This is a genomic window from Streptomyces sp. NPDC087428, assembly GCF_044744085.1.
Classification (GTDB): Bacteria; Actinomycetota; Actinomycetes; order Streptomycetales; family Streptomycetaceae; genus Streptomyces.
In genome coordinates, this window is sequence record NZ_JBIUXR010000006.1 from 125149 (window position 1) to 149128 (window position 23980).

Consider the following 23980-nt stretch of genomic DNA (forward strand, 5'->3'; position numbering starts at 1 on the left):
ACGTCGGCCCCGCCTTCCTCGCCCAGTTCCACACCCACACCCGTCCCACCCCGCGCCTGGAGGCCACCGCCGCCACCCTCGCCACCGATCCGGTGCCCGACCTCGCACCATCACCCGAACCGGCACCCCCGATGCCCGCCCCGGACATCGCCGCCTCCCTGATCGAGGAGCTGGAACCCGCTCCGGCTCCGGCCGCCGCTCCGCCGGTCGCCGTCACCACGACGGGCCGACCCGCTTCCGGCCCCGCCCTTCCGGCCGCCCTGCTGGACGCGGCCCGGCGCATCGCGGACACCCACCGCGCCGAATACGGAACAAGCTCGCCAAGCTCACCGCCAAGGACGTCCGCACCTGGCTCAACCAGCTCCGAACCGCCTGCCAATGCTGCGTCCGCGGCCTCGACAGGGCCCGGGATGAGCCCTCCTGCTGCGCCGCCGGGAAGTGCTGCTCCAAGCGACTCTCACCGCTGACCCTGGCCTACGTACACTCTGTGCTCAAGTCCGCCCTGGAGCACGCCGTGCGTGAGGAGGAGATCCCGCGCAACGTCGCCCGCAACGTCCGCACCGGCACCCCGCGGCCCCGCCGCTTCGAACCACTCACCGCCGACGAAGCCCGCCAGTTCCTCTCGACTACGCGCGGACACCGGCTGCACGCACTGTTCGAACTCGCTCTCCACACCGGACTCCGGAAGGGCGAACTCCTCGGCCTCCACTGGGAAGACCTCGACCTCGACGCGGGCACGGCCGCCATCCGCCGCACACTCCAGCGCACCAGCACCGGCGGGCTCACCACGCTACCCACCAAAACGCGCGCCTCCGAGCGCCGCATCGGCCTCCCCACCCGCTGCGTCCAGTCGCTGAAGCTCCACCACGAACAGCAGGAGCGCGAGCGAGAGGCCGCGGGCGCCACGTGGCAGCACGACGCGCACGTGTTCACCACAGTGCAGGGCAGACCGATCGACCCGACCAACCTCACCCGCACCTTCACCACGATCCTCCGCAGGGCCGGCCTTCGCCGCATCCGCTTCCACGACCTCCGCCACTCTGCTCCTGGAGCAAGGCGTCGAACTCGTCGTGATCAAGGAACTGCTCGGCCACGCCCACATCGGCGTTACCGCCGGCGTCTACGCCCACGTAAGGCTCCGTCTCCAACGCCAAGCCATCGACACTCTCAACGACGCACTCCGCACGGACAACGACGGCCCTGGTGACCCACCCGCCGCAGGAGTCGTCCGCTGACGTTGCCGTCACCGTTGCCGTCAAAGCCCCGCCAGCGTCCTTGCTGGCGGGGCTTTGACGGTTCAGCGCACCACTAGAATTCCCAGTTGCTAAGCGCGGCAACCTCCTCGATGGAAGGTGCCAGCCTCGCGCCGAATTCCGTCGATGATGCCTGGATTTGATTCACAGATGAGCCGCTAGGCGCACCTTGACTAGAAGCTGCTGCCTCGCGAGCTAGAAGGTCAATTACTTCACGCTCTGCACCGATCTCCATTTGAAACAGAGGTCCCGCCGGCGGGGTGGGGTCGCCATATCTCACGATCACAGGATTCTCTCCTCCCACCTTGAAGTCGAGCATGGAGAGCAACGATCTGATGGCGTTGATAGCCATCTCGGTCTTTGCCGCTGACGGCCTCAATGAAACCGCGAGAGCGTTTCCGACCAACGCCACGGACTGGGCCACATAGAACTCAGGTCGAGAGGAATCATCCTCGCCATCCTGAGATTCCATCTCCAGCTCATCCAGCGCCTCAGCACACTCGTCCTGAGTGGAATCTCCAGCAGCAGCAGCCCAGACAAGCCCGAGCGAGGCATCGACCCACTCGGACTGCTCCGATCCACCGAGGGCTCGACAGAAGGCAGCACCTCGCTCCGCCGCTGCGGCACAGATCAGCACCAGTTCAGAGTCCGAAGCGTTCGAAATTGCCTGTAGTTCTGGCGAAATCGTCATGTCTCTCTAGTCTCCAGTGGCCCAGAAGGTCGTGAATGGTGAGTTCTGTGCAGCGTGACCACGTAGCCCTGCACCACCCACTGTCACCCCACGAACATTCAGCATGGGTGAACAGATGGCGACACAGAAGTTTCTCGACGCTGCACCAAACACGGCATGCTCATTGGGGCCCAAACTGCTAAGAATCCCTTGTTCTGCATGCCCAGCGGCCTGCACGAACTCTTCTCCCGGTCGAAGTGTCCAGCCGGAAGGCATAGCGCCACCGCCGTTGATGCCGATACGAGTGGTGAATGCCTTCGTTTTTGAGTTAAAGACACCAATTACGGCCGTGGTGCCCTTCACATCCGCCATGAAGTAGTCATTGCGGGATGCCTGCAACTCGTCCGCACGGCCGAGAGCGAGCATTGCATCATCTTCAGTTGCAACGCCAGGACCGCAGTTGTGAACGAGGACTGGCGTAGCGCCCGCCAGCACATAGTACGTGTGCAGACCGTCAATGCTGAGGTCGTACGTGGTGCGCTGCGCGGTGTAGGCCTTGGCGTCGATCACCACCGTGGGTCCGCCGGTGTCGTTCTGGAGTTTCTGGCCGGCCTTGAGGTCGGCGGCCTGGGTCCAGGCGTCCTTGGTGGACTCGTAGAACTGGTGGTGCTTGGTGGTCTGGATCGTCTTCGGGCCGGACTTCGTGGACACGACGACGTCTACGTAGTCACGGTCCGTCTTGGTGACGATGACCGCCTTGACCTTGTGCTTTTCCTTCTTCTTCTTGCCGGGTTCGGCCGTCAGGACGTAGTCCCCGACCTTGATCTCGGAGATGGGCTTGGTCGTGCCGTTCGCCATCAGCACCCCGGTCAGACCGGTGAAGCTGTGCGGAACGCCGGTCCGGCAACCCGGAGAGGACGGCTGGCCGTCCGGCTCCTGCTTCGCCGTCGACTTGCGGCCGAACCTGCCGGCCGCCGCACCGAACACACCACCCGTTGCCGCGCCCACCGCCGAGGCCTTCGCCGCACCGGAGACGCTGCACCCCTCCTCGCTGGCCACGCAGGAGACGCCGTAACCGACCGCGCCTTCCGCCGCGCCGCCCGCAGCGCCCATCGCCGCACCGTTCAGCGCCTTGCCGCCGACTCCGGCGAGCAGACGGCCCACCGCGCCGGAGGCCGCACCGCCGGCCGCGCCGCCGAGGGCGCCGGTCACGGCTCCCACGCCGACCGCGGTCACGAAGCCGGCCAGCGACTTGGGACCGTCACTCATCGCGTAGCCCACCGCGTTCGCCGCAGCGCCCGCCAGGGCTCCGCAGCCGATGACACCCACGCCACCGGTCGCCGCCGTACAACCCGCGAAGACCACCACACCGGTCGCCACCGCGGCGATCGTCGACGCGTGCTGCTTCACGAAGTTGGCCGTGGCCTTGGCCGCCTTCTTGACGGCCCTGCCGACCTTCTTGGCGGCCTTCACCACCTTCTTCGCCACGTGCTTGGCGGCCTTCGCCACCTTGTGGACCGTCTTCTTGACCTGCTTGACGACCTTGTGGACGTATTTCTTTACGCGCTTGTACGTGCGTTTGACATATCTCTTGACCTTTTTGACGCTGTCGGCCACATAGTGCACGGCCTTCCGCACCACGCGCTTGGCCTTCTTGACGACCTTCTTGACCGCCTTCTTGACCTTCTTCGCCGCGGCCTTGACCTTTTTCGCGACCTTCTTGACGGCCTTCTTGGTCTTCTTCCAGGCCGACTTCGCGACCTTCTTGACCTTCTTCTTGACCTTCTTGATCGCCTTGTCGACGAAGCTCGGCCAGTGACCGGTCGGGTCCGTCGCCGTCATCGGGTTCTGGTCCGCGTACGCGTAACGGTTCGCGGACACCGACGTCGGCAGCGGGTTCATGCCCACCGTGTCGCGGCTGTTGAACTGGCCGGTCTCCGGCGAGTACCAGCGCGCCGCCATATTGACCTTGGCGGTCTCCGGGTCCGTCCACCCCGACTGGTAGCCGAGCCGGCCCACCATGCCGGTCGACTGCTCGACCTTCCCGAACGGGGAGTACGTCGTCGAGCCGGACAGCGCCTCGCCGTCCGCGGTGAACTGGCCCACCACGTCGTCGTGGATGTCCGTCAGCGCGAGCACCGAGCCCGTCGCCGACTTGATGCCGAGGAGCGAACCGTCGACGTTGCGGCTGTAGGCCGTGCCGCCGTCGGACGCCACGTCGTTGCCGGCCCCGCTGTACGCGAAGTCGTACACCGAACCGCCCTGGCCGTCACTCGCCTTCAGCGTCCGGTCCAGGCCGTCGTAGGTGTAGGTCCGCTCGCCCTCGCTGATCACCCGGTTGAAGGCGTCCGCCTTCACCGACGTCTGCACACCGCCCTCGTCGGTCACCGAACTCATCGTGCCGCGCGCGGTGTACGTGTACGTGTTCTGCCCGTCCGAGCTGAGCCGGTTGCGGGCGTCGTAGGTGTAGGTGTCACCGCCCACCCGGGTCCGGTTGCCGGACGCGTCGTAGCCGTACTGCTCGGTCGCGCTCCCGTTGTTCCAGGACGACAGGCGGTTCGCCCAGTCGTAGGTGTACGTATTCGTGGCCGCCCCGGCGACACCGGCCGTCGTCTTCGACGTCTCGTTGCCGTTGAGGTCGTAGCCGTAGATGAACGACGCCAGCGACTTGCCCGTCGGCGAGGTCAGCCTGTCGGTGGTGAGCTGGCCCAGCGAGTCGTAGGAGAAGTCACGCCTCCCCTTGCCCTGCCCGTACTCGATCGACGTCACGTTCGACTCGGTGTCGTAGCCGTACGTCATCGACGTACCCGACGCCCCGTCCACCGCCGACCTCAGCCGGCCCGCCGTGTCGTACCCGAAGGTCGACGTGCCCGACGCGTCCTTGCGCGAGGTCATCGCCCCGTTGCCGTCGTAGGCGAACGAGGAGCTGCCGGAGGGGCCGTTGGCCGTCAGGAGCAGACCGCGGTCGTCGTAGGAGAAGGTGTTCTTCTCCTCGCCCGCGCCCGCCACCGAGGTGATCTGGTCGTCCTGGTCATAGGTGTAGGTGTGGTCGGTGGTCTCCGCCTCCGCTCCCGTGCCGTGCTGGCGGACCAGCCGGCTCCGGTCGTCGTACTCGTTGCTGACGACGGTCCCGCCCGGGGAGCGCTGCTCCTTGGGACGGCCCGCGGCGTCGTAGACCATCGTGAACGTGCGGTCCACGAGGTCCGGGTGCGCCGGGGTGGACGGCTCGATCTCCTTCTCCGCCATGCCCCACGCGTTGTACGTGGTGAGGAAGGCGTTGCCTCGCCCGTCGGTGAAGCGCGTGCGGTTGCCCGCCGCGTCGTAGCCGAAGGTCGTGGTGATCGACTCGGTCTCCGAGACCGGCTGGACCGCCTTGGTGATCAGGCCCGTCGCGTCGCTGGTGAGCGTGACGGTGTGGCCCCGGTAGTCGGTCACCGACGTCGGGTTGCCCGCACGGTCGTAGGTGGAGCTGCTGGTGCGCAGCACCTTGCCCGTCGCGTCCAGGTCCTTCGTGGCGGTCAGCTGGCCGTAGCCGTCGTAGGTGTTGGCGGTGCTCGTGCCGTCCGCGTCCACCGAGGTGAGCGGCCGGCCGTCCATGTCGTACGTGAAGCGGCTGGTGGCGCCCGCGGCGTCGGTCACCTCCGTCGTCTCGCCGAGGACGTTGTACTTGTAGGACTCGCTCACCCCGGTCGGGCTGACCGTCCGGGAGAGTTCACCTCCCGGGGCCTTGTACTCGTTGATGGAGGTGTACGCCCGCTCGGTCGGCTGGCGCACGATGTCCGTGTCCGTGACCGGGCGGCCGAGGTAGTCCCAGGTGGTCTCCTGGCGGGCGCCGCCGGGCCGTACGGCCGACAGCTGGTCACCGTTGGCGGTGTACGTGTACCGGGTCGTCGCGCCGCCGGGCTCCCGGACCGAGGCCAGGTCGCCGAGCTGGGTGTAGGCGTACTCGGTGCGCTTGCCCAGCGGGTCGACCTCGGCGGTGACCTGACCGAGCCTGTTGTACTCGTTCCAGGTCGCGGCCGTGATCGGGGCCGACGCCCCCGGCGGGGTGTAGTTCGGCATCGTCGTCGAGGACTCCTGGCCCTCGGCGTCGTACGCCGTCGTCACCACGTTGCCCAGCGCGTCGGAGGACTCGGTGTCCTCGCCGAACGTGTTGTAGCCGGTCATCGACACCGGCCGGACGGTCACCGGAGTGCCGCCCCCGGTCTCGCTGCTGACGGCGGGCTCGGTGACGCTGGTCTGCTGACCGGCCTCGTCGTATCCGTAGTCGGTCGTGGTCCCGTTGTCGTCGGTCATGGACAGCGGCAGGCCGCGCTGGTCCAGCTTCCAGGCGTTGGTGCGGACGGAGCTTCCCGCTGCCGGCAGGGTGCCGCCCTTGAGCGCGGTCACCTGGGACGCGGTCAGCGCCTCGCCGTAGACCTGGATGTCGCTGAGCGAGCCGTTGGTGTTCTCCTTGCCGGGGATCCTGCGGCCGATCTGGAGCGGGCCCGTGGCGTCCCAGGGGGTGGTGAACGCCGTCGAGGTGCCGGCCTGGACGCCGTTGACGTACAGCCGGATCTGGGCCGCTTCCTTGTCGTACACACCGGTCAGGTGGGTCCAGGTGCCCGTGGTCACCGCCGCGGTGCCGGAACTGGCCCGCACGATGACCGGGCTCGCCATGTCCGAGCTGTGCCGGTTGAACGTCCAGCCGTACGCCGTGGAGTAGTACAGCTGGAACCCGCTGGCGGTCTCCCCGGACTGGGCCAGGAAGGTGTTGTTGGCCGCCGTGGAGTTCAGCTTCACCCACGTCGAGACGGTGAACGAGCCGCCGGTGTTGACCACCGCGCCCTTCGTCTCGCCGTAGGCGTTCGTGGTGCCGTCGAAGACCGCGGCGCCGCCGTGCTCGGTGGAGCGGGTGACCCCGCTGCCGAAGGTCACGGTCCGGTTCCCGCCGGAGGAGTCGGCGGCAGACGTGCCGCCGGTCTCGGCGAGCTTCCAGCGGGCCACCGGTGCGGTGGTGCCGTCGTGGAGGGTGGATCCGGTGACGTTGCCGAGGTTGTCGTAGAGCGTGTCCTCGGTGCTGGTGCGGCCGTTGGCCGGGTCGAGGTCGCTCTCCGAGACGACGTTGTCGTCCGGGTCGTAGCTCACCTTCGTGGTCCGGGCGAGCCCGCCCGGGTCCAGGACCGACGACGTGGTGCGGTCGGAGGCGTCCACCGTGAAAGCGGACACGGTCTGGCCGTCGTTGGTGACCTGCTTGCTCAGGTTGCCGGCCGCGTCGTAGGTGTTGGCCTCCTCGGTGAAGGAGAGGCCGTTGGCCGGGTCCTTGCGCACGACGGAGGCGGCGAGACCGTCGTCGGTGTACGTGTACGCCGTGACGTGGCCCATCGCGTCGGCGATCGACGCGAGCCGGCCCGCCGGGTCGTAGGCCCGGGACTCCTGCACGAGGGTCGTGGGCGACGACGGGTCCGCCGGGTCGCCCGTGTAGTTCAGCAGGTTGGTGGTGAGGGGCCTGCCCTCACCGTCGAACGTGTACGTGTTGACGTTGCCGGCCGGGTCGGTCTCCTTGACCTTGTTGCCGTACACGTCGTACTCGAACGACGTGGTGTCGCCGCCCGGATCCGTTCTCGACGCCATGCGGTTGTACGCGTCGTAGGTGATCGAGGTGGCGCGGGAGGCGTCACCGCCGGTCAGGTCGGCGACCGTCTGCGAGGAGACGTTGCCGTCGGGGTCGTACACCGTGGTCGTGCGTCCGGTGTGGACGGCGCCGGTGACCCGGTTGGTGACCGGCGGATCGGTCTCGCTGAGGACCTGGTCGTCCTTGTCGTACGTCAGGGTCGTGGTGAGGCCGGCCGGCTGCGCGTCGGTCACCTCGGTCCTGGTGAGCTGCCGCCCCAGGTTGTCGTAGGTGCTCCTCTCCTTGGCGCCGTTGGCGTCGGTCACCTCGGCGACGTCTCCGTTGGCGAAGTAGGAGTACCCGGTCCGCCTGCCGCCCGGAGTGACCACTTCGGCGACCAGACCGGCCGGCGCCTTCGCGGTGCCGCCGTCCGCCGCCGCGGTGGTGGCGGTCGTGTACGCGGTGGTGGCGGTCCGCCCGGCCGGGTGGCCCGGCACCGGTGGCGTGGTCACCGAGGTGAGGTTGCCGGCCGTGTCGTACGCGTAGCCGGTCAGGTAGGTGTTGTCCGTGGGGCCCGAGGAACGGCCGTCGCGCTCGGTGAGCACCAGGTCGTTGCGCGGGTCCATCGGCGGGAACGCCGTGGTCGAGTCCGGGTAGTACGTGTAGTAGTCGGTGGCGCACTTGCCCGCGGCCGTGTCCTGGCACATGGTCTGGGAGACCGTGTTGCCGCGGATGTCGTGGCCGGTGATCGAGCGGTTGCCGTTGGCGTCGGTCACGGTGTGCAGGAAGCCCGCCGTGTCGTAGCCGTAGGTGGTCCGCTTGCCGTTGGTGTCGATCGCGGTCAGCAGACGGTTGCCCATCTCCGCGTCGTACACGTAGGTGAGCGTCTTCTCGGTGGGGTCGGTGAGCTTCACCGTCCGCACCGGGGCGACGCCCGCGGACGCCTTGTACGCCGACCAGTGCTGCTCGACCTGCTCCTCGGTGAGACCGCCCGCGTGCACGGCGACCTCGGCGATGGAGCCGGTGAAGTAGCTGACGTCGGCCGGGGCGTTGTTCCAGCCCTTGGCGAAGCCCGCACCGATGAGGGTCCGGGTGTTCGTCTGGTCGTTGGGCGCCCCGGTGAAGTCGGCCTGCTTGACGCCGTCCACGTACAGGGTCTGCTTGGTGCCGGTCGCGGAGAGCACCGCGTGGTGCCAGGCGTTGTTGTCGACCTTGGCCTTGGACCCGAAGTCCGTGGCGGCCGATCCGGACGCGCTGTACCAGTGCCCGCGGAGCTTCCCGTCGGCACCGACGTACAGGACGGGGTTGATGGGACCACTCGCACCGGCCGCGTCGGTCACGGCCTTGGCCTGGTCGGCGACCAGCACACCGGGCTTGGCGGTCTTGAACCACAGCTCGACGGAGCGGTCGCCCTTGCCGTGCCAGGACGCGTACGGGATCTCCGCGTACGAGCTGGTGCCGTCGAACTGCGCCGCCGTGACGTCACCGGCCCCGAAGGGTCCGGCCACGCCCTGGGTGACGCTGTTGTACGTGCCGAAGCCGGTGTGCAGCTCGTTGGCGGCCTGCGCCGCGCCCTGGGTGTCGTCCAGGCGCCAGTAGCCGGCCGGTGCCGAACCCATCACCGCCGAGCGGTAGACCTGGGACGAGCCGGTGACCGTGGCCGGGTTCAGCTTCCAGGTGCCGCCGTCGCCGTCGGTGGCCTGGACGACCAGGTCGTCCGTGGTGCCGTAGGTGACGGCCGACTGGGTCTTGCCGTTCGGCGTGGTGATCCTGTCGAGCAGTCCCGCGGACCGGGTGGCCGCCCGGTACTGCGCGGTGATGACCGACGGGTCAAGCGCCTCGGTGTAGACCGCGACCTCGGCGAGCTGGCCCGCGTAGTGCCCCAGCTTGTCGGAGGTGTTCATGGCGGGCCAGCCGTCGGTGTTCACCCCGGCGCCGAAGGAGATGTAGGGCTGCTCCCAGTCGTTGATGGTGCCGGCGAGGCTGCCCTGCTTGGCGCCGTCGAGGTAGAGCGTCTGGGTGGTGGCCGCGCCGGTGAGGGCGACGTTGTGCCACTTGCCGTCGGTGACGGTGGCCGTGGACGCGGTCGTGGTCATGCACCCCGGTGACATGGCGAGGCAGCCGCGGAGCTTGCCGTCCGTGCCGACGTACACCGCGGGGGTGTTCTTCTTCGTGTTCGCGACCGGGTCGGCGTCGCTGAGCGGCTTGTCCCCGTAGTAGAAGAGGACACCGCCCGCCTGCGTGGTCCTGAACCACAGCGACACCGTCGTGTACGAGGGCGTGGCGCCGGGGGCGCTCGGGATCTCGACGTACGACGTGGTGCCGTTGAAGGTGGCGGCCTTCTGCGTGGAGCCGGTCAGCGGGCCCGTCCCGCCGAGGGTCACGTTGCGGTAGAGGCCGTTGAACTTGCCCTGGTTGAGGTCGACCGTGTCACTCGCGACCGTGCCGCCGGTCTCCCCGAGCCGCCAGTACGCGAACGGGTCCGCGTCCAGGACGGTGGTGCGGTAGTGGTTGCCCGTGGCGTAGCCGTAGACCGTGCACTTGGTGGGGTCGGCGGGCGGGCAGACCTTGGTGAGCTGGTCACCGGTGTAGCCGTAGCTCCAGACCTGGGCGGTGCTCGCGTTCCCGGCCTCCGCGGGGTCCGTGGTCACGGTCGACACGTGCGGGGCGGTGGCCCCGGCCGGTGTCTGCCAGGCGAAGGCCAGGGAGCGGTTGGAGGTGGTGTTGGTGACCTTGCTGAGCTTGCCGCTCGTGTAGGTGAAGGTCTCCGCGCGGCCCGCGTAGTCCTTGATCGAGGAGATCGCGAACGTACCGGTGCGGCCCGTCACCGCCTGCTGGAAGTTGTAGGCGGTGAAGTCCTTGTCGGTCAGCGTGTATCCGCCGCCGGACGTGGCGGGCGCGAGTCGTGCGTACCGTCCCATCGGCGGTACGTAGGTGCCGTCGGCGTTGCGGCCGAAGGCGACCTGTTCGCCGCCCGGGTAGGTGATCACGACGCTGGTGAGCGTGCCGGAGCCGTCCTTCACCTCGGCGGCCGTCATGTCGGTGACCGTCGCCCAGCCGGCGCCGAAGGCCCCGTCGGTGCGCGGGTCACGGCTGTTGTACGAGCGCTCGACGGACAGCGACGGGCCGACGACCTCGACCTCCGCGTCGGTGTCCTCGGTGGTGTAGTTCGCGTCGCTCGGGTCGAATTCGTGGCCGTCGGTGTTCTGGGCGAGGCCGGAGGTGACCGGTGGCTGGGGGACGGCGGTGGCGAACCGGCTCGCCGAGTACATCACCGAGTCGTATCCGTCGGTGACGCTGACGTACCAGGCGTAGTTCTTGCTCCACTTGAGCTTGCCGGCGGGTATCTTCCAGCTGCTCTTGGTGACGATCCCGGAGGTGGCGACGGGCGTGGTGCTGTCACTGTCCGCGTCGTACACCTCGAAGGCGTACGTCAGCGACGGCATCGGCCACTTGTCGGCGTCGCTCGCGTAGACCAGCAGCTCCGGCTGGAGGGTGTTCGACTGGTGGTTCTCCGGCGGGTACTGGGCGTTGATCTGGGGGGCCTTGTTGGCCGTGTACGTCAGGTCCAGGGCGGGCCGGAAGGCCGCCGTGGTGCTGTTGTCGGAGTGGAACTTCTTCCAGTGCAGCCCGTCGCCGGTCGGCGCGGTCAGGGCCAGACCGTACTGGGCGCTGCCGGTGGCGACGCCGTCGAACCAACCCGTGGACAGCTTGACCGGCATCTTCACGCCGACGCTGAGGCTGTTGGCGCTGTTGCTGCAGGAGGCTCCGGGCGCGACCGTGGCGGTGCCGATCGCGGCGCCGTACGCCGGGCCCGGGTAGGAGGTGACACCGGCCGGCGTCCAGGACTTCGTCACCGGGCTCACCGAGAACGGTTCGGCGGTGCAGGTCGCGGACCAGACCGCGTACACGTTCAGCGTCGCGGCGGTGACCCGCTGGCCCTTGAGCGTGGTGCCCAGCGAGGAGAACTGGAGGAAGGAGTTCGCCTTGTTGGTGCCGGAGTCGTAACTGCCGACCTTGAGCTGGTTCTCGGTGGAGTGGTCACCACCGATCGTGTTCTGCGCGTACGTCGAGTTGCCGGCGGTGATCGTCGGGTCCACGGTGACGGGGTAGGCGCGGGCGGGGTCGTCCAGCCACGCGCGGTCGGCGGTCAGGCGCAGGGCGGGCTTGCCGTCCGCGGTGGTCAGTTCGTAGCTCAACGCGCGGGAGATCGCCGCGTCGCCGGAGCGGGGGTCGATCCTGGAGTCCTCCATGAAGGCGTGGGGGATGGTGGCGGTCCCCTCCCCGTCCCCGTCGGTGAACCGGACGTCGCCGTTGTCCGCGACGCGCGGGGTGAGCCCCTGGGCATCGAGCGGGAACAGCCAGGAGTTGGGTGCGTCGGGCGACCGCAGGACCAGTCGTTCCTTGAGGCCCTCGGCGAGCGGTGAGAGCAGCAGGTCGGTGTCCGGCAGGACGTCGGCGTACGTCGCCGTGTTGTCGGCGTCGACCACGGCGACGGCCTTGCGCGCACCGCGGAGCGAGTAGGCGAGGCTGCGGCCCGCGCCGAAGTCGACGGAGGCGAGCTGCTGGTCGGCCGCGTCCGGGGCGAACTCGACGTCGAGCGAGTTGGCGGCCTGCTGGAGCCTGCCGTCCCCGTCCCGGGTCAGATCGGTGTCGATCGGCTTCCAGGTGCCGTCGTCGGCCTTGAAATTGGACCGGCTCGCGTAGTGGCGGACGGTGGTCGATCCGTCGGTGTTGACGAAGTAGTCGGAGGTCGCGGTGGACTTCTTCGCGTTCCGCTTGCTGGTCTTCGCGTCGAAGCTCTTGGCGTTGCCCGCGGCGGGGTCGGTGACGGCCGTGCCGGGGCGCTCCGTCGTCCGGGAGTAGGCGTCGAGTTCGCCCTTGCCCTTACCGGCGCGGTGGCCCACCGCGAGGTTGCCGCGGGTCTGGCCGGCGGTGGCGGTGTGGCTCCTGCCGCGGGCGGTTCCGCTCTCCTGATCGGGGGTGTGCAGGGGCGAGTCGTCCAGCCACTTCCACAGACCGGACAGGGACATCCGGGGCATCGAGAGCGCCGGAAGCGTCTGATCCGTGGCGGACGCCGTCTCGGTGGTGAGCATGCACGAGAACGACACGAGTACGGCGAGTGCCGTGCCTCTCGCCCTGCGACGCCCGACGGGGCCCGGGGGGAACAACGATGATGGTCTTCGCCATCGAGCACGCATGGGGACCGCTTTCTCTTCACAAGGCCTACATATGGCCTCGCGAGATTGCCCCAACGGCGCACACAAGATCTACTTATTCGGGCGGGAACTTATGCGATGTTTATCTCACTGCTCACATTTCCCCGACACACCTACGGCTGAGGGTTCTTGACGGCCCGTCGGACCGTTTCCGCGACCCGGCCCGGCAGCCCGTCGCCCGGGGCGACGACGGTGAGGTTGCCCGCCGCCCGGCTCCCGCCGTCCGCCGCGGACCCGACGACCACGAACTCCACCCGGGGGTGACCGCTCGCCGCCTTCCGCACGGTCTCCGTCTGGGCAGGGCCGACAGCCAGCACGACTTCGCAGTCCCGCTGGATGAGGCCGTTCAGATGCGGCAGCGCGTTCGCCGCCGACTGCTCGCCCATGACCGGAACATGGGTGACCCGGACCCGGGTGTCGCCGGAGGCGCGCTCCATGCCCTGCCAGACAGCGGCGGCGGGGGTCCCGGCCGTGATGCCGTCCTCCCCGGTGAGCAGGCACGCGTCGAAGTCCCGGTACTGCCGCGCCCTGGCGTCCGGTGGGCTCGCCGCCTCGCCGTCACCGCCGAACAGCCACGCGGCGACGGCGGCGCAGACCACCAGCAGCAGCCCGCCTCCCGCCCATGCGCCCCGGCGCCCGCGCAGCAGTCCGGCCGAGCGGTCGAGCAACTGCCGCACCCTGGAAGGCCGGCGCGGCTCCGGCCGGCCGCCCCGCCAGGTGCGCCGGGTCTTCACTCGGCACCCGCGGCCGGGGCGCCGGCCGCGCGTCGCCCCGGCCAGGCGAGCAGGGCGTGCGCCGCCGCCCCGAGCGTGGTGACCAGCATCAGCAGCAGATCCACCGCGAACTCCGCTCCCCGCGTCTCCGCCGGGGTGAGGACGGCCCAGGTCACCCAGGCCGCGTTGGCCGCCGCGAACCCGGCGCACACCAGCCAGTCGAAGGCCCGTCGTCGCCGCGCGGCGACGACGAGGGACGGCACGAAGGACAGCATGCCGAGCGTGACCACCGGCACCGCCGCCAGCAGAACGCGAGGCGTCACCGCCCTCACCACCGAGCCCGTCGAGCCCGCCGAGCCCGTCGAGGGATCCGGCCCGACGGCCGAGGACCCACCTGATTTCACGCGCTGTTCCTTACGGAGGAAGCGGGCGGCCCGGCTCGGATCGGCCGGGGCCGGTCGCACAGACGCCCGACAGAATCGGACGCCGTACAGTACACCGTTCCTTCACAGGTTCGGCACAGCAGGCGTCCCCGCAGGACGGCCCCGCCCGGGTGATCCCTCGCTCGGTCAGCCGCCGCACAGCTCCAGCATGACCTTCTTGTCCGCTGTCGTGACCGGGAGTTCGTACTTCAGCGAGACCTGGGCGAACCGCAGCGCGTACGAGCACCGGACCGGCTTGTACGGCGGCAGCCAGGACGCGGGGCCCGAGTCCCGCTTGGCGTTGTTGGCCGGGCCGTCCACCGGGAGCAGGTTGAGCGGGTCGTTGGCGATCTGCTGCCGCTTGGCCTCGTTCCAGCGGGCGGCGCCCATCTGCCAGTCGTACGACAGCGGCATGACGTGGTCGATCTGGACCTTGGTGGCCTGCTTCTTGCGCCACTCGATGGTCGAGCCGGTGTACGGGTCCTTGAGCGACATGGCGACGACCACACAGTCGGACCCCGACCGCAGCTCGACCTTCTTCCCGTCCCGGGCCAGCAGGTCGTTGCGGGTGTCGCACCCGTTGCGGGAGAGCGGTATGCCGTCGACGGAGTCCTTCCACGCGTACCCGAACTTGTCCCGCTCGTACCCGGTCTTGGGGCCGCGCCCCTTGGTGGCCACCTTCGCGATGACCTTCCGGGCCGCCGCCCGGTCCGCGTCGGAGGTCAGGGGCGCCAGGCCCGGCTTCGTGCCGTCGGCGTTGTCGAGCGGACTGGCACCGAATCCGGTGACCGACCCCCCGCCACCGTTCGAGCCGGTGCCCGGGGACTCGGCACCGGACGTGATCTGCTCGGGGTCGCAGCCGGCCAGGGCCAGCACGGCGGCCAGGCCGAGGGCGGGCACCATCACTCGATAAGCGCGGGGAGATATCACTCGAAGCCGTCCTGACGGGGAGAAAGCCGAACCAACCCGGGAATCCTACGGACGTCTGCCCCGCCCTGACGCATCCATGACCAATGTTCGCCGCGGATGCGTCCCGGATCACACGGCCCGGCCGGGCTCAGCGATCCTGATCTCGTACCGCAGCTCCTGGCCTCGCGGCAGCATCACCATCACGTCGGCCTGAATGGGCCGGTCGTCCCCGTCCAGTGTGAGCCGCGTCAGTTCGAGCACCGGCTCGCCCGCCGCCAGGGACAGCGCCGCCCGCTCGCTCCCGGACGGCATGCGGGCCACCACGCGCTCCTGCGCCCGGACACCGGCGAAGCCCAGATCGGCCAGCAGCCGGATGGCCCCTCCCCGGATCTTTCCCGTGCCGGCCAGGCCCGTGCCCCGGGCGATCTCCGCCGGATAGTAGGTGTCGGTCAACTCGCACGCCTCACCGTCGAGATACATGACGCGTCGGCGCTCGACCACGTGGCTCCCCCGCTCCAGCCGGAGCAGATCGGCCACCCGGTCGGGAGCGACCACCTCTCCGGCCCGCACGATCCGCTGCGTGCCGCTTCGCCCGGAGGCCGCCGCCTCGGCTCCCCAGGCATCGTCCCCGCCCCGGACAGACGGCGTCAGGTACCGGGCGGACGTGCCCGCCCGCTCGACTTCACCCATGACCTTCTCCTCCCCCCCTTCGCCCCTCCCTACGACCCCAGGATCGTGGTGAGGAACTCCCCCGTCCACGCCAGGAGTTCGCGGCCCACCACCGGCTTGCCGCCGATCCGGCCGGCCGTGGGGCGCGGGACCAGGATCTGGTGGAGGGCCGGCTTGATGACCGTCTTGGGGTACAGGCGCTTCAGGCGGAGTTCCTGGGACTCGCGCAGCTCCACCGGGGCGAAGCGGATGTTCGAGCCCTGGAGGACGATGTCGCCGACGCCGCAGGCGCGGGCCAGCATGCGCAGGCCGGCCACCAGGAGGAGGTTCTCGACCGGTTCCGGGAGCTTGCCGTAGCGGTCGGTGAGCTCCTCGCGGACCGCCCTGATGTCCTCCTCCGAGTTGGCCGAGGCCATGGAGCGGTACGCCTGGAGGCGGAGCCGCTCGCCGGGGGCGTAGTCGTGCGGGATGTGCGCGTCGACCGGGAGCTCGATCTTGACGTCCAGCGGCGGTTCCTCCTCCACGCCGCCCTCGAGGGACGCCCGGTAGCCGGCGACCGCCTCGCCGACCATGCGGATGTACAGGTCGAAGCCGACGCCGGCGATGTGGCCGGACTGCTCGCCGCCCAGGAGGTTGCCCGCGCCGCGGATCTCCAGGTCCTTCATGGCCACGTACATGCCCGCACCCATCTCGGTGTGCTGGGCGATCGTGGCGAGGCGCTCGTGGGCCGTCTCGGTGAGCGGCTTCTCCGGCGGATAGAGGAAGTAGGCGTAACCGCGGTCGCGGCCACGGCCCACGCGGCCGCGCAGCTGGTGGAGCTGGGAGAGGCCGAAGTTGTCGCCGCGCTCCACGATCAGGGTGTTGGCGTTGGAGATGTCGATGCCGGACTCGACGATCGTCGTCGAGACCAGGACGTCGAACCTCTTCTCCCAGAAGTCCACCACCACCTGTTCCAGGGCCTGTTCGGACATCTGGCCGTGGGCGGTGGCGATCCGCGCCTCCGGGACGATCTCCCGCAGCCGGGCGGCGGCGCGGTCGATGGACTCGACGCGGTTGTGGATGTAGAACGCCTGGCCCTCGCGGAGCAGTTCACGGCGGATGGCCGCGCCGATCTGCTTCTCCTCGTACGGGCCGACGAAGGTGAGGACCGGGTGGCGCTCCTCGGGCGGGGTGGTGATCGTCGACATCTCGCGGATGCCGGTGACGGCCATTTCGAGCGTACGGGGGATGGGCGTCGCGGACATGGTGAGGACGTCCACGTTGGCGCGGAGCTTCTTCAGCTGCTCCTTGTGCTCGACGCCGAAGCGCTGTTCCTCGTCGACGATGACCAGGCCCAGGTCCTTGAACCGCGTCTCGGAGGAGAAGAGGCGGTGGGTGCCGATGACCAGGTCGACGGAGCCCTCGCGGAGCCCTTCGAGGGTCGCCTTGGAGTCGGACTCGGACTGGAAGCGGCTCAGCGCCCGCACGTTGACGGGGAACTGGGCGTACCGCTCGGAGAACGTGCCGAAGTGCTGCTGGACCAGGAGGGTCGTGGGGACGAGGACGGCGACCTGCTTGCCGTCCTGGACCGCCTTGAAGGCCGCGCGCACCGCGATCTCCGTCTTGCCGTAGCCGACGTCGCCGCAGATCAGCCGGTCCATGGGGACGGACTTCTCCATGTCCTCCTTTACCTCGGCGATGGTGGTGAGCTGGTCGGGCGTCTCCGCGTGCGGGAAGGCGTCCTCCAGTTCGCGCTGCCAGGGCGTGTCCGGGCCGAAGACATGGCCGGGGGCCGCCATCCGGGCGGCGTAGAGCTTGATCAGGTCGCCGGCGATCTCCTTGACGGCCTTCTTGGCGCGCGCCTTCGTCTTGGTCCAGTCGGCGCCGCCGAGCCGGTGCAGGGTGGGTGCCTCGCCGCCGACGTACTTGGTGACCTGCTCCAGCTGGTCGGTCGGGATGTAGAGCCGGTCGCCGGGCTGGCCGCGCTTGGCGGGGGCGTACTCGACGAGGAGGTACTCGCGGGTGGCGCCCTGCACCGTGCGCTGAACCATCTCGATGTAGCGGCCCACGCCGTGCTGCTCGTGGACGATGTAGTCGCCCGTCTCCAGCGTCAGCGGGTCGATGCTCTTGCGGCGGCGGGCCGGCATCCGGCCCAGGTCCTTGATGGCGGTGCGCTGGCCGGTCAGGTCCGTCTCGGTCAGGACGGCGAGCTTGAGTTCCGCGTCGACGAAGCCGTGGTCGATGGCGCCGCAGGAGACGTGGACCAGGGACGGCGAGATCTCCGCCAGGTCCTGGTCGAGGCGGGCCGGGATGCCCTCGCCGCCCAGCACCTCGACGGTCCGGGAGGCGAGGCCCTGGCCCTCGGTGACGTACACCGTGCGCCAGCCGTCGGCCAGCCAGCCCTTGGTGTCGGCGAGCGCGCGGGCGGTGTCGCCGCGGTACGCCTCCGGGGCGTGCATCCGGAGCTTGAGGGTGTCCTTGTCGAGCTCCTCGTCGGCGGCGAACGGGGAGACGGACCACCACATCATCTCCAGCTCGCGGGCCCGGTCGCGGACGTCCGCGATGCCCCGCAGCGAGGCCGCGCCGACATCGATCGGGGCCACGCCGCCGCCCGCGGTGGCCGCCCACGACGCCTCCAGGAACTCCTGGCTGGTGGCGACCAGGTCCGCGGCCCGGGTGCGGACCCGCTCGGGGTCGCAGACCACGGCCATCGAGCCCCGGGGCAGCACGTCGATCAGCAGCTCCATGTCGTCGACGAGGACGGGTGCGAGGGACTCCATGCCCTCCACCGCGATGCCCTCGGCGATCTTGTTGAGGAGTTCGCCCAGCTCGGGGTGTTCCTCCGCGAGGGCGGCGGCCCGCTCGCGGACCTCGTCGGTCAGCAGCAGCTCGCGGCAGGGCGGCGCCCACAGCCCGTGATCCGCGATCTCCAGGGACCGCTGGTCCGCGATCTTGAAGTAACGGATCTCCTCGACGTCGTCGCCCCAGAACTCCACCCGAAGGGGGTGCTCCTCGGTCGGCGGGAAGACGTCGAGGATGCCGCCGCGCACCGCGAACTCGCCGCGCTTCTCGACCAGCTCCACCCGGGAGTACGCGGCGGCCGCGAGCGCCTCGACCGTCTCCCCGAGATCGGCGCTCTGCCCGATCCGCAGCGCCACGGGTTCCAGGTCGCCGAGCCCCTTGACCTGCGGCTGGAGCACGGAGCGGACCGGCGCGACGACGACGGAGACCGGCCCGGTCTCCGGGTCGTCCTGCCTCGGGTGCGCGAGGCGGCGCAGCACGGCGAGGCGGCGGCCCACGGTGTCGGAGCGGGGCGAGAGCCGCTCGTGCGGCAGCGTCTCCCAGGACGGGAACTCCGCGACCGTGTCCGGTGGCAGCAGCGTGCGCAGCGCCGCCGCCAGGTCCTCGGCCTCGCGTCCGGTCGCGGTGACGGCGAGCACGGTCCGCCCGGCGTCCCTGGCCAGCGCCGCGACGGCGAAGGGCCTGGCGGCGGGCGGGCCGACCAGGTCGATGTGCATCCGGTGGCCGTCTCCGGCGGCCTTCACCGCTTCGGACAGTGCCGGGTCACGTGCGACGACATCCAGCAGACCGTGCAGGCTCATGAAGGGCTTCCGTCCGGGTAACGAGGGGCGAGGTCCGGCAGCCGGCTGCTGCCAGGGGGCAACGCGAAGGGCCCGACACGTCGTACGGGCCGGGGTTCTCCAGCGTACGACTCCGGTCGGACAGCCGCTTCCGCAACGGACATCCGGGGCGGCGCAGGGACGCGATCCGGCCCCGGGGCGTTTGGAGGAACGCCCCGGGGCCGGAATCGCCAGTCTACGGTGAGCGCCCCCTCACCCGTCCGTGGCGGCCACGCTCCTTATGCCGTCCACGCGGGACCCGGGCCGTGCCCGGAAGTCGACGACCACCCGGCCGGGTTCGATCGCCACGAGGAGAACGGAGTCCAGCGCCACCGCCACCCGTTCCAGCAGGTGCAGGGTCGGCAGGCACCGGCCGCGCTCCAGCCGGGATATCGCCGCCTGCGACATCCCGGCGAGTGCGGCGAGCCCGGCCTGTGTCATCCCGATCTCCTGGCGCCGGTCGCGCACCGCACGGCCGAAGCGCTCCTCCAACGCCGGCCCGCGGCGCCCGCTGCCCACCGTCCCCGTCAACCCCGCCCCCCGCTGCTGTCCGTGTGCGCGGCCGGGCGCCCTTCCCCGGCACGGCCGTGGCAGGAGCGTATCCACGCGCCACACCCACGACTCTTTGCTTGAGCAAAACATGAGCGTGTCATCAGTAAGGGGCGCCGCATACCAGAAGTGGCATATTTTTTCGCCCACCCGCGAGAAGGGCTGATCAGGGCCCACGGAATGCGACTCTCCACTTCATCGGGCCGCTCGCCGCACCTTGAAATTCGTTGCCCGTTCCGACGGCCGCGTGCCATGGTTGCCGCCACCAACAACGGGAAGGGAACGCAACCTTGACCACCTTGCGTCATTCGTTTTCCACCGCAGTCGTCACCGGCACTCTTGTTCTCGGGACAGCCTCCTCCGCACTCGCATATTCTCCGCAGACCGGGAACGTGGTCGCGGCGAAGGTGACGAAAGCACAGAAGCTGAAGAAGATGTCGTCCATCACGGGGGACTCGACCGCTTCCCAGGACCGCTGGTTCAGCGCGCTCGGCGCGCGCAAGAAGGCTTCCATCACGAAGTACAAATTCAGCTGGAAGACCGATGGATGCTCCTGGGCATCGGACTCGATCCCCGGCGGATACGACTTCCACCTCGCGTGCTGGCGTCATGATTTCGGCTACCGCAACTACAAGAAGACCGTGGGCGCGAAGGCGTTCCGGGCCTCGCACAAGAAGCGCATCGACAAGGCGTTCCTGCACGACATGAATCGTGTCTGCGGGCGGACTTTCTGGGCCGACCCCTACACCAAGTCCCAGCGCAAGAAACTGAAGGCGGCCTGCAACAAGACCGCCAAGACCTACTACGACACCGTCCGGTCCTTCAAGTAGCGGACCGCTGACGCACCATTCTTCCCCAGGAGATAGAGCGCGGCCGGTGACCCTTTCGGGTCACCGGCCGCGCTCTATCTCCTTCCGGCCCCGCGCCGGCCCTTCTCTATTCCGTCGCGATGGCGTTCAGGACGTTCATCCGGCCGGCCCGGAATGCCGGGACCAGGGCCGCGAACAGTCCGACGAAGGCCGAACCGACGAATACCGCGATGATGGTCGGCCAGGGGATTTCGAGGATCTTCATCCCTTCCAGCGCGAGCAGCTTGTGCGCCACCGCTCCCCAGCCCATTCCGAGGACGAGTCCGAGCAGAGCGCCGAAGACGGCGATCACAACGGATTCCAGCCGGATCATGCGACGGAGTTGCCGGCGGGAAAGGCCGATGGCGCGAATGAGGCCGATCTCCCGGGTGCGCTCCACCACCGAGAGCGCGAGGGTGTTCACCACGCCGAGCACCGCGACGATGATGGCCAGGGCGAGCAGCCCGTAGACAATCTTCAGCAGCTGACCGATCTGGTCCTTCAGATCCTGCTTGAAATCGGTCTGGTCGAACACCTTGATGGTCGGGTCCGTGGCCACTGCGGCCTTGAGCGACTTGTACGCCTGGTCCTGCTGGTCCGGCGCCGCCTTCGCGAACACGATCGCGTCCAGTGGCATGCGGTCGGCCGGGACGTGGCGCGCCGCCGTGGTGATGTTCGTGTACATCGCCCCGCTGTCGAGGGCGGAGTCGTCGGAGGTGACGGCGGCGATCCTCAGCGTCGCTGTCGAGCCGTGCTCGAAGGCGACCTTCAGCCGGTCCCCGACCTTGATCCCGTGGCGCTTCGCGAACTTCGAACCGACGGACATCGCGTCCTTGCCGTAGGCGGCGGAGAGCTCGCCCGACAGCGTGTCGCGCCTGAGGTCCTGCGCGTACGTCGGATCGGCGGCGGTCAGGCCCACCTTCTCGGTGCCGCCTCCCGGCAGCGTCAGCTTGGCGCGCACCTCCTTGAGATGTGTGACGTGGGCCAGGTGGGGTGCGCCCTCGACCGCTGCGGAGGCCTGCCGGCTGACCGGCCTCCCGCTGTCGCCGCTGCCCACCTGCACGATGAAGTCCGCCCCCACCGACTTGTCCAGCTCGTCGGTGGCCGAGGCGACCATCGAGGAGCCCACCACCGAGAGGCAGGCCACCAGGGCGAGGCCGATCATCAGGGCGGCGCCGGTCGCCCCGGTGCGGCGCGGGTTGCGCAGGGCGTTGCGCTCCGCCAGCCGGCCGACCGGGCCGAACAGGCGCAGGACGACGACGCTGAGCGCCCGCACGACGACACCGGCGAGCAGCGGGCCGATCACGATGAAGCCGAGGAGGGTGAGGACCACGCCCAGGCCGAGGAAGAGCGAGCCCTCGCTCGCCTTGTCCGCCTGGGCCGTCGTCCACAGCGCGGCCACGCCGGCGCCGGTGAGGACCAGGCCGAGGCCGGCCCGGATCCAGCCCGACTTGGCGTCGGCCGGGGTGCCGGAGTCGCGCAGGGCGGCCATCGGGGAGACCTTGCCGGCCCGGCGGGCCGGGACGTAGGCGGCGAGGACGGTCACGATGATGCCGAGCGCGAGTCCGAGCACCGGAGTCGTCCAGGCGATGGTGAGGTCCTCGGTGGACAGCTCCATGCCCACGGCGCCCATGACCTTCATCAGGCCGACGGCGAGTCCGACCCCGCCGGCGACGCCGAGGACCGATCCGACGATACCGAGGAGGACCGCCTCCAGCAGCACGGACCGGTTGACCTGCTTGCGGCTGGAGCCGATGGCCCGCATCAGGCCGATCTCGCGGGTGCGCTGGGCGACCAGCATCGAGAAGGTGTTGACGATGAGGAAGATGCCGACGAGGAAGGCGATCCCGGCGAAGCCGAGCATCGCGTACTTCATGACGTCGAGGAACGAGCCCATGGAGTCCTTGTTGGCGTCCGCGGCCTCCTTCTGGGTCTGGAGCTTGTACGCGGACGAGCCGTCGAGCGCGGTGGCGACGTTCCGCTTCAACTGTGTGTCGTCCACGCCTGGTTCGGCGGTGACGGAGATCTGGGTGAAGAGGTCGGGGGCGCCGAGCAGCTTCCGCTGGGCGGTGGCGGTGTCGAGGTAGACGATCGCCGCGCCGGGGTTGGTGACCTTGAAGGCGGCGATGCCGCTGATCCTGGCCCGGATGTCGCCGGTGACGGCGATGGTGCGCAGTTCGTCACCGAGCTTCAGGTGGTGCTTGTCCGCGGTGTCGGCGTCGACCATCACCTCGGTGGGACCGCGCGGTGCGTGACCGGAGGTGATCTCCATCGAACGGAGTTCGTTCTGCGTCCAGTTGCCGGCGATCGTGGGGGCGCCGGTCTCGGAGCCCATGTTCTTGTTGTGGCTGTCGACGACGGTGACGGCCATGCTGGAGATGGAGCCCTCGGCCCTCTTCACCCCGTCGGCCTTCTCGACCTGGGCGATGACGGAGGCGGGCAGCGACTCGGGCTTGCCGTTCTGGGGGTTGTCCTCGATCGTCGCGGACTTCGGGCTGACGGTGACATCGGCCGACGTCGCGGCGAAGAGCTTGTCGAACGTGGTGTTCATCGTGTCGGTGAAGACGAGCGTGCCGCAGACGAACGCCACCGACAGCAGGACGGCGACGGCGGAGAGCGCCATGCGTCCCTTGTGCGCGAAGAAGTTGCGCATCGAGGTCTTCCAGACGGTCATGAGGTCCGCCCGCGTGCGTCGAAGTCCTTCATCCGGTCCAGCACCTGCTCCGCGGTCGGGTTGAGCATCTCGTCGACGATGCGCCCGTCCGCGAGGTACAGCACCCGGTCCGCGTAGGAGGCGGCGACCGGGTCGTGGGTGACCATGACGATGGTCTGGCCCAGGTCGTCGACCGACTTGCGCAGGAAGTCCAGCACTTCGGCGCCGGCCCGCGAGTCCAGGTTCCCGGTCGGCTCGTCGCCGAAGATGATCTCGGGCCGGGCGGCGAGCGCCCGCGCGACCGCGACCCGCTGCTGCTGGCCGCCGGAGAGCTCGGTCGGCCGGTGCTTGAGCCGGTCGGAGAGGCCCACGGTCTCCACGACCTGCCGCAGCCAGGCGGCGTCCGGCTTGCGGCCGGCGATGTCCATCGGCAGCGTGATGTTCTCCAGCGCGTTGAGCGTCGGCAGGAGGTTGAACGCCTGGAAGATGAACCCGATGCGGTCGCGGCGGAGTTGGGTCAGCTTCTTGTCCTTGAGACCGGTGATCTCGGTCTCGGCGAGGTGGATCTGACCGGACGTCACGGTGTCCAGTCCGGCCAGGCAGTGCATCAGCGTCGACTTGCCGGAGCCGGACGGGCCCATGATGGCCGTGAACTGCCCGCGTGCGATGTCCACATCGACATGGTCGAGCGCGACGACCCGGGTCTCCCCCGCCCCGTATGCCTTGACGACCTGCCGCGCTCGCGCAGCAACAGCCGTACGCCTTCCAGTGCCCCCGTGCCTGGGAATGGTCACAGCCGTTGTCACGGTTTCTCTCCTATGTCGGGCAGCGCCGAGTCGTCGCTGTCTGCTCTGAAGTCTGTTGTCCGGAGGGGGTCCGGCGC

General features: G+C 69.4%; 11 protein-coding genes and 1 pseudogene. 2 read left to right on the plus strand and 10 right to left on the minus strand.

Annotated elements, in window-relative coordinates; translation table 11 throughout:
- Positions 1-307: 307 nt before the first annotated feature.
- A pseudogene (locus ACIO3R_RS14285) lies at positions 308-1235 on the plus strand (tyrosine-type recombinase/integrase); the annotation flags it as partial.
- Positions 1236-1308: 73 nt separating this feature from the next.
- On the opposite strand, the gene ACIO3R_RS14290 reads toward ACIO3R_RS14285, so the two are convergent.
- The 8 genes from ACIO3R_RS14290 to ACIO3R_RS14325 form a co-directional block, all read right to left on the minus strand.
- On the minus strand, positions 1309-1944 hold the full coding sequence (locus ACIO3R_RS14290) for a hypothetical protein (RefSeq protein WP_385040029.1): 636 nt from the start codon (positions 1942-1944) through the stop codon (positions 1309-1311).
- Between the two features lie 6 nt (positions 1945-1950).
- Positions 1951-12612: a LamG-like jellyroll fold domain-containing protein gene (locus ACIO3R_RS14295; RefSeq protein ID WP_402105760.1), complete on the minus strand. Its 10662-nt coding sequence runs from the start codon at positions 12610-12612 to the stop codon at positions 1951-1953.
- 236 nt (positions 12613-12848) lie between these two features.
- Positions 12849-13412 (minus strand): BMP family ABC transporter substrate-binding protein, encoded by a 564-nt coding sequence (locus ACIO3R_RS14300; protein ID WP_402106039.1) that lies wholly within the window; start codon positions 13410-13412, stop codon positions 12849-12851.
- A gap of 53 nt (positions 13413-13465) precedes the next feature.
- Complete coding sequence (locus ACIO3R_RS14305; protein WP_402105762.1) at positions 13466-13852, minus strand: hypothetical protein; 387 nt, start codon at positions 13850-13852, stop codon at positions 13466-13468.
- 165 nt (positions 13853-14017) lie between these two features.
- Complete coding sequence (locus ACIO3R_RS14310) at positions 14018-14773, minus strand: HNH endonuclease family protein (protein WP_402106040.1); 756 nt, start codon at positions 14771-14773, stop codon at positions 14018-14020.
- 135 nt (positions 14774-14908) lie between these two features.
- Positions 14909-15469, minus strand: a complete 561-nt coding sequence (locus ACIO3R_RS14315; protein WP_402105764.1) for a GntR family transcriptional regulator — start codon at positions 15467-15469, stop codon at positions 14909-14911.
- A gap of 29 nt (positions 15470-15498) precedes the next feature.
- A complete protein-coding gene (gene mfd / locus ACIO3R_RS14320; RefSeq protein ID WP_385041379.1) occupies positions 15499-19029 on the minus strand; it encodes a transcription-repair coupling factor in 3531 nt (1176 codons plus the stop codon).
- Between the two features lie 231 nt (positions 19030-19260).
- Positions 19261-19689: a helix-turn-helix domain-containing protein gene (locus ACIO3R_RS14325; RefSeq protein ID WP_402105766.1), complete on the minus strand. Its 429-nt coding sequence runs from the start codon at positions 19687-19689 to the stop codon at positions 19261-19263.
- A gap of 314 nt (positions 19690-20003) precedes the next feature.
- On the opposite strand from ACIO3R_RS14325, the gene ACIO3R_RS14330 reads away from it, so the two are divergent.
- Entirely contained in the window at positions 20004-20426 is a 423-nt protein-coding gene (locus tag ACIO3R_RS14330; RefSeq protein WP_385041385.1) for a phospholipase A2, read from the plus strand.
- Positions 20427-20532: 106 nt separating this feature from the next.
- Here the strand turns inward: ACIO3R_RS14330 and ACIO3R_RS14335 are convergent, their stop codons facing one another.
- Together ACIO3R_RS14335 and ACIO3R_RS14340 are read right to left on the minus strand one after the other, a co-directional pair.
- Positions 20533-23118: an ABC transporter permease gene (locus tag ACIO3R_RS14335; RefSeq protein WP_402105767.1), complete on the minus strand. Its 2586-nt coding sequence runs from the start codon at positions 23116-23118 to the stop codon at positions 20533-20535.
- Positions 23115-23903: an ABC transporter ATP-binding protein gene (locus ACIO3R_RS14340; RefSeq protein ID WP_385034544.1), complete on the minus strand. Its 789-nt coding sequence runs from the start codon at positions 23901-23903 to the stop codon at positions 23115-23117. Before ACIO3R_RS14340 ends, ACIO3R_RS14335 begins: the two co-directional genes overlap by 4 nt.
- Positions 23904-23980: the final 77 nt, after the last annotated feature.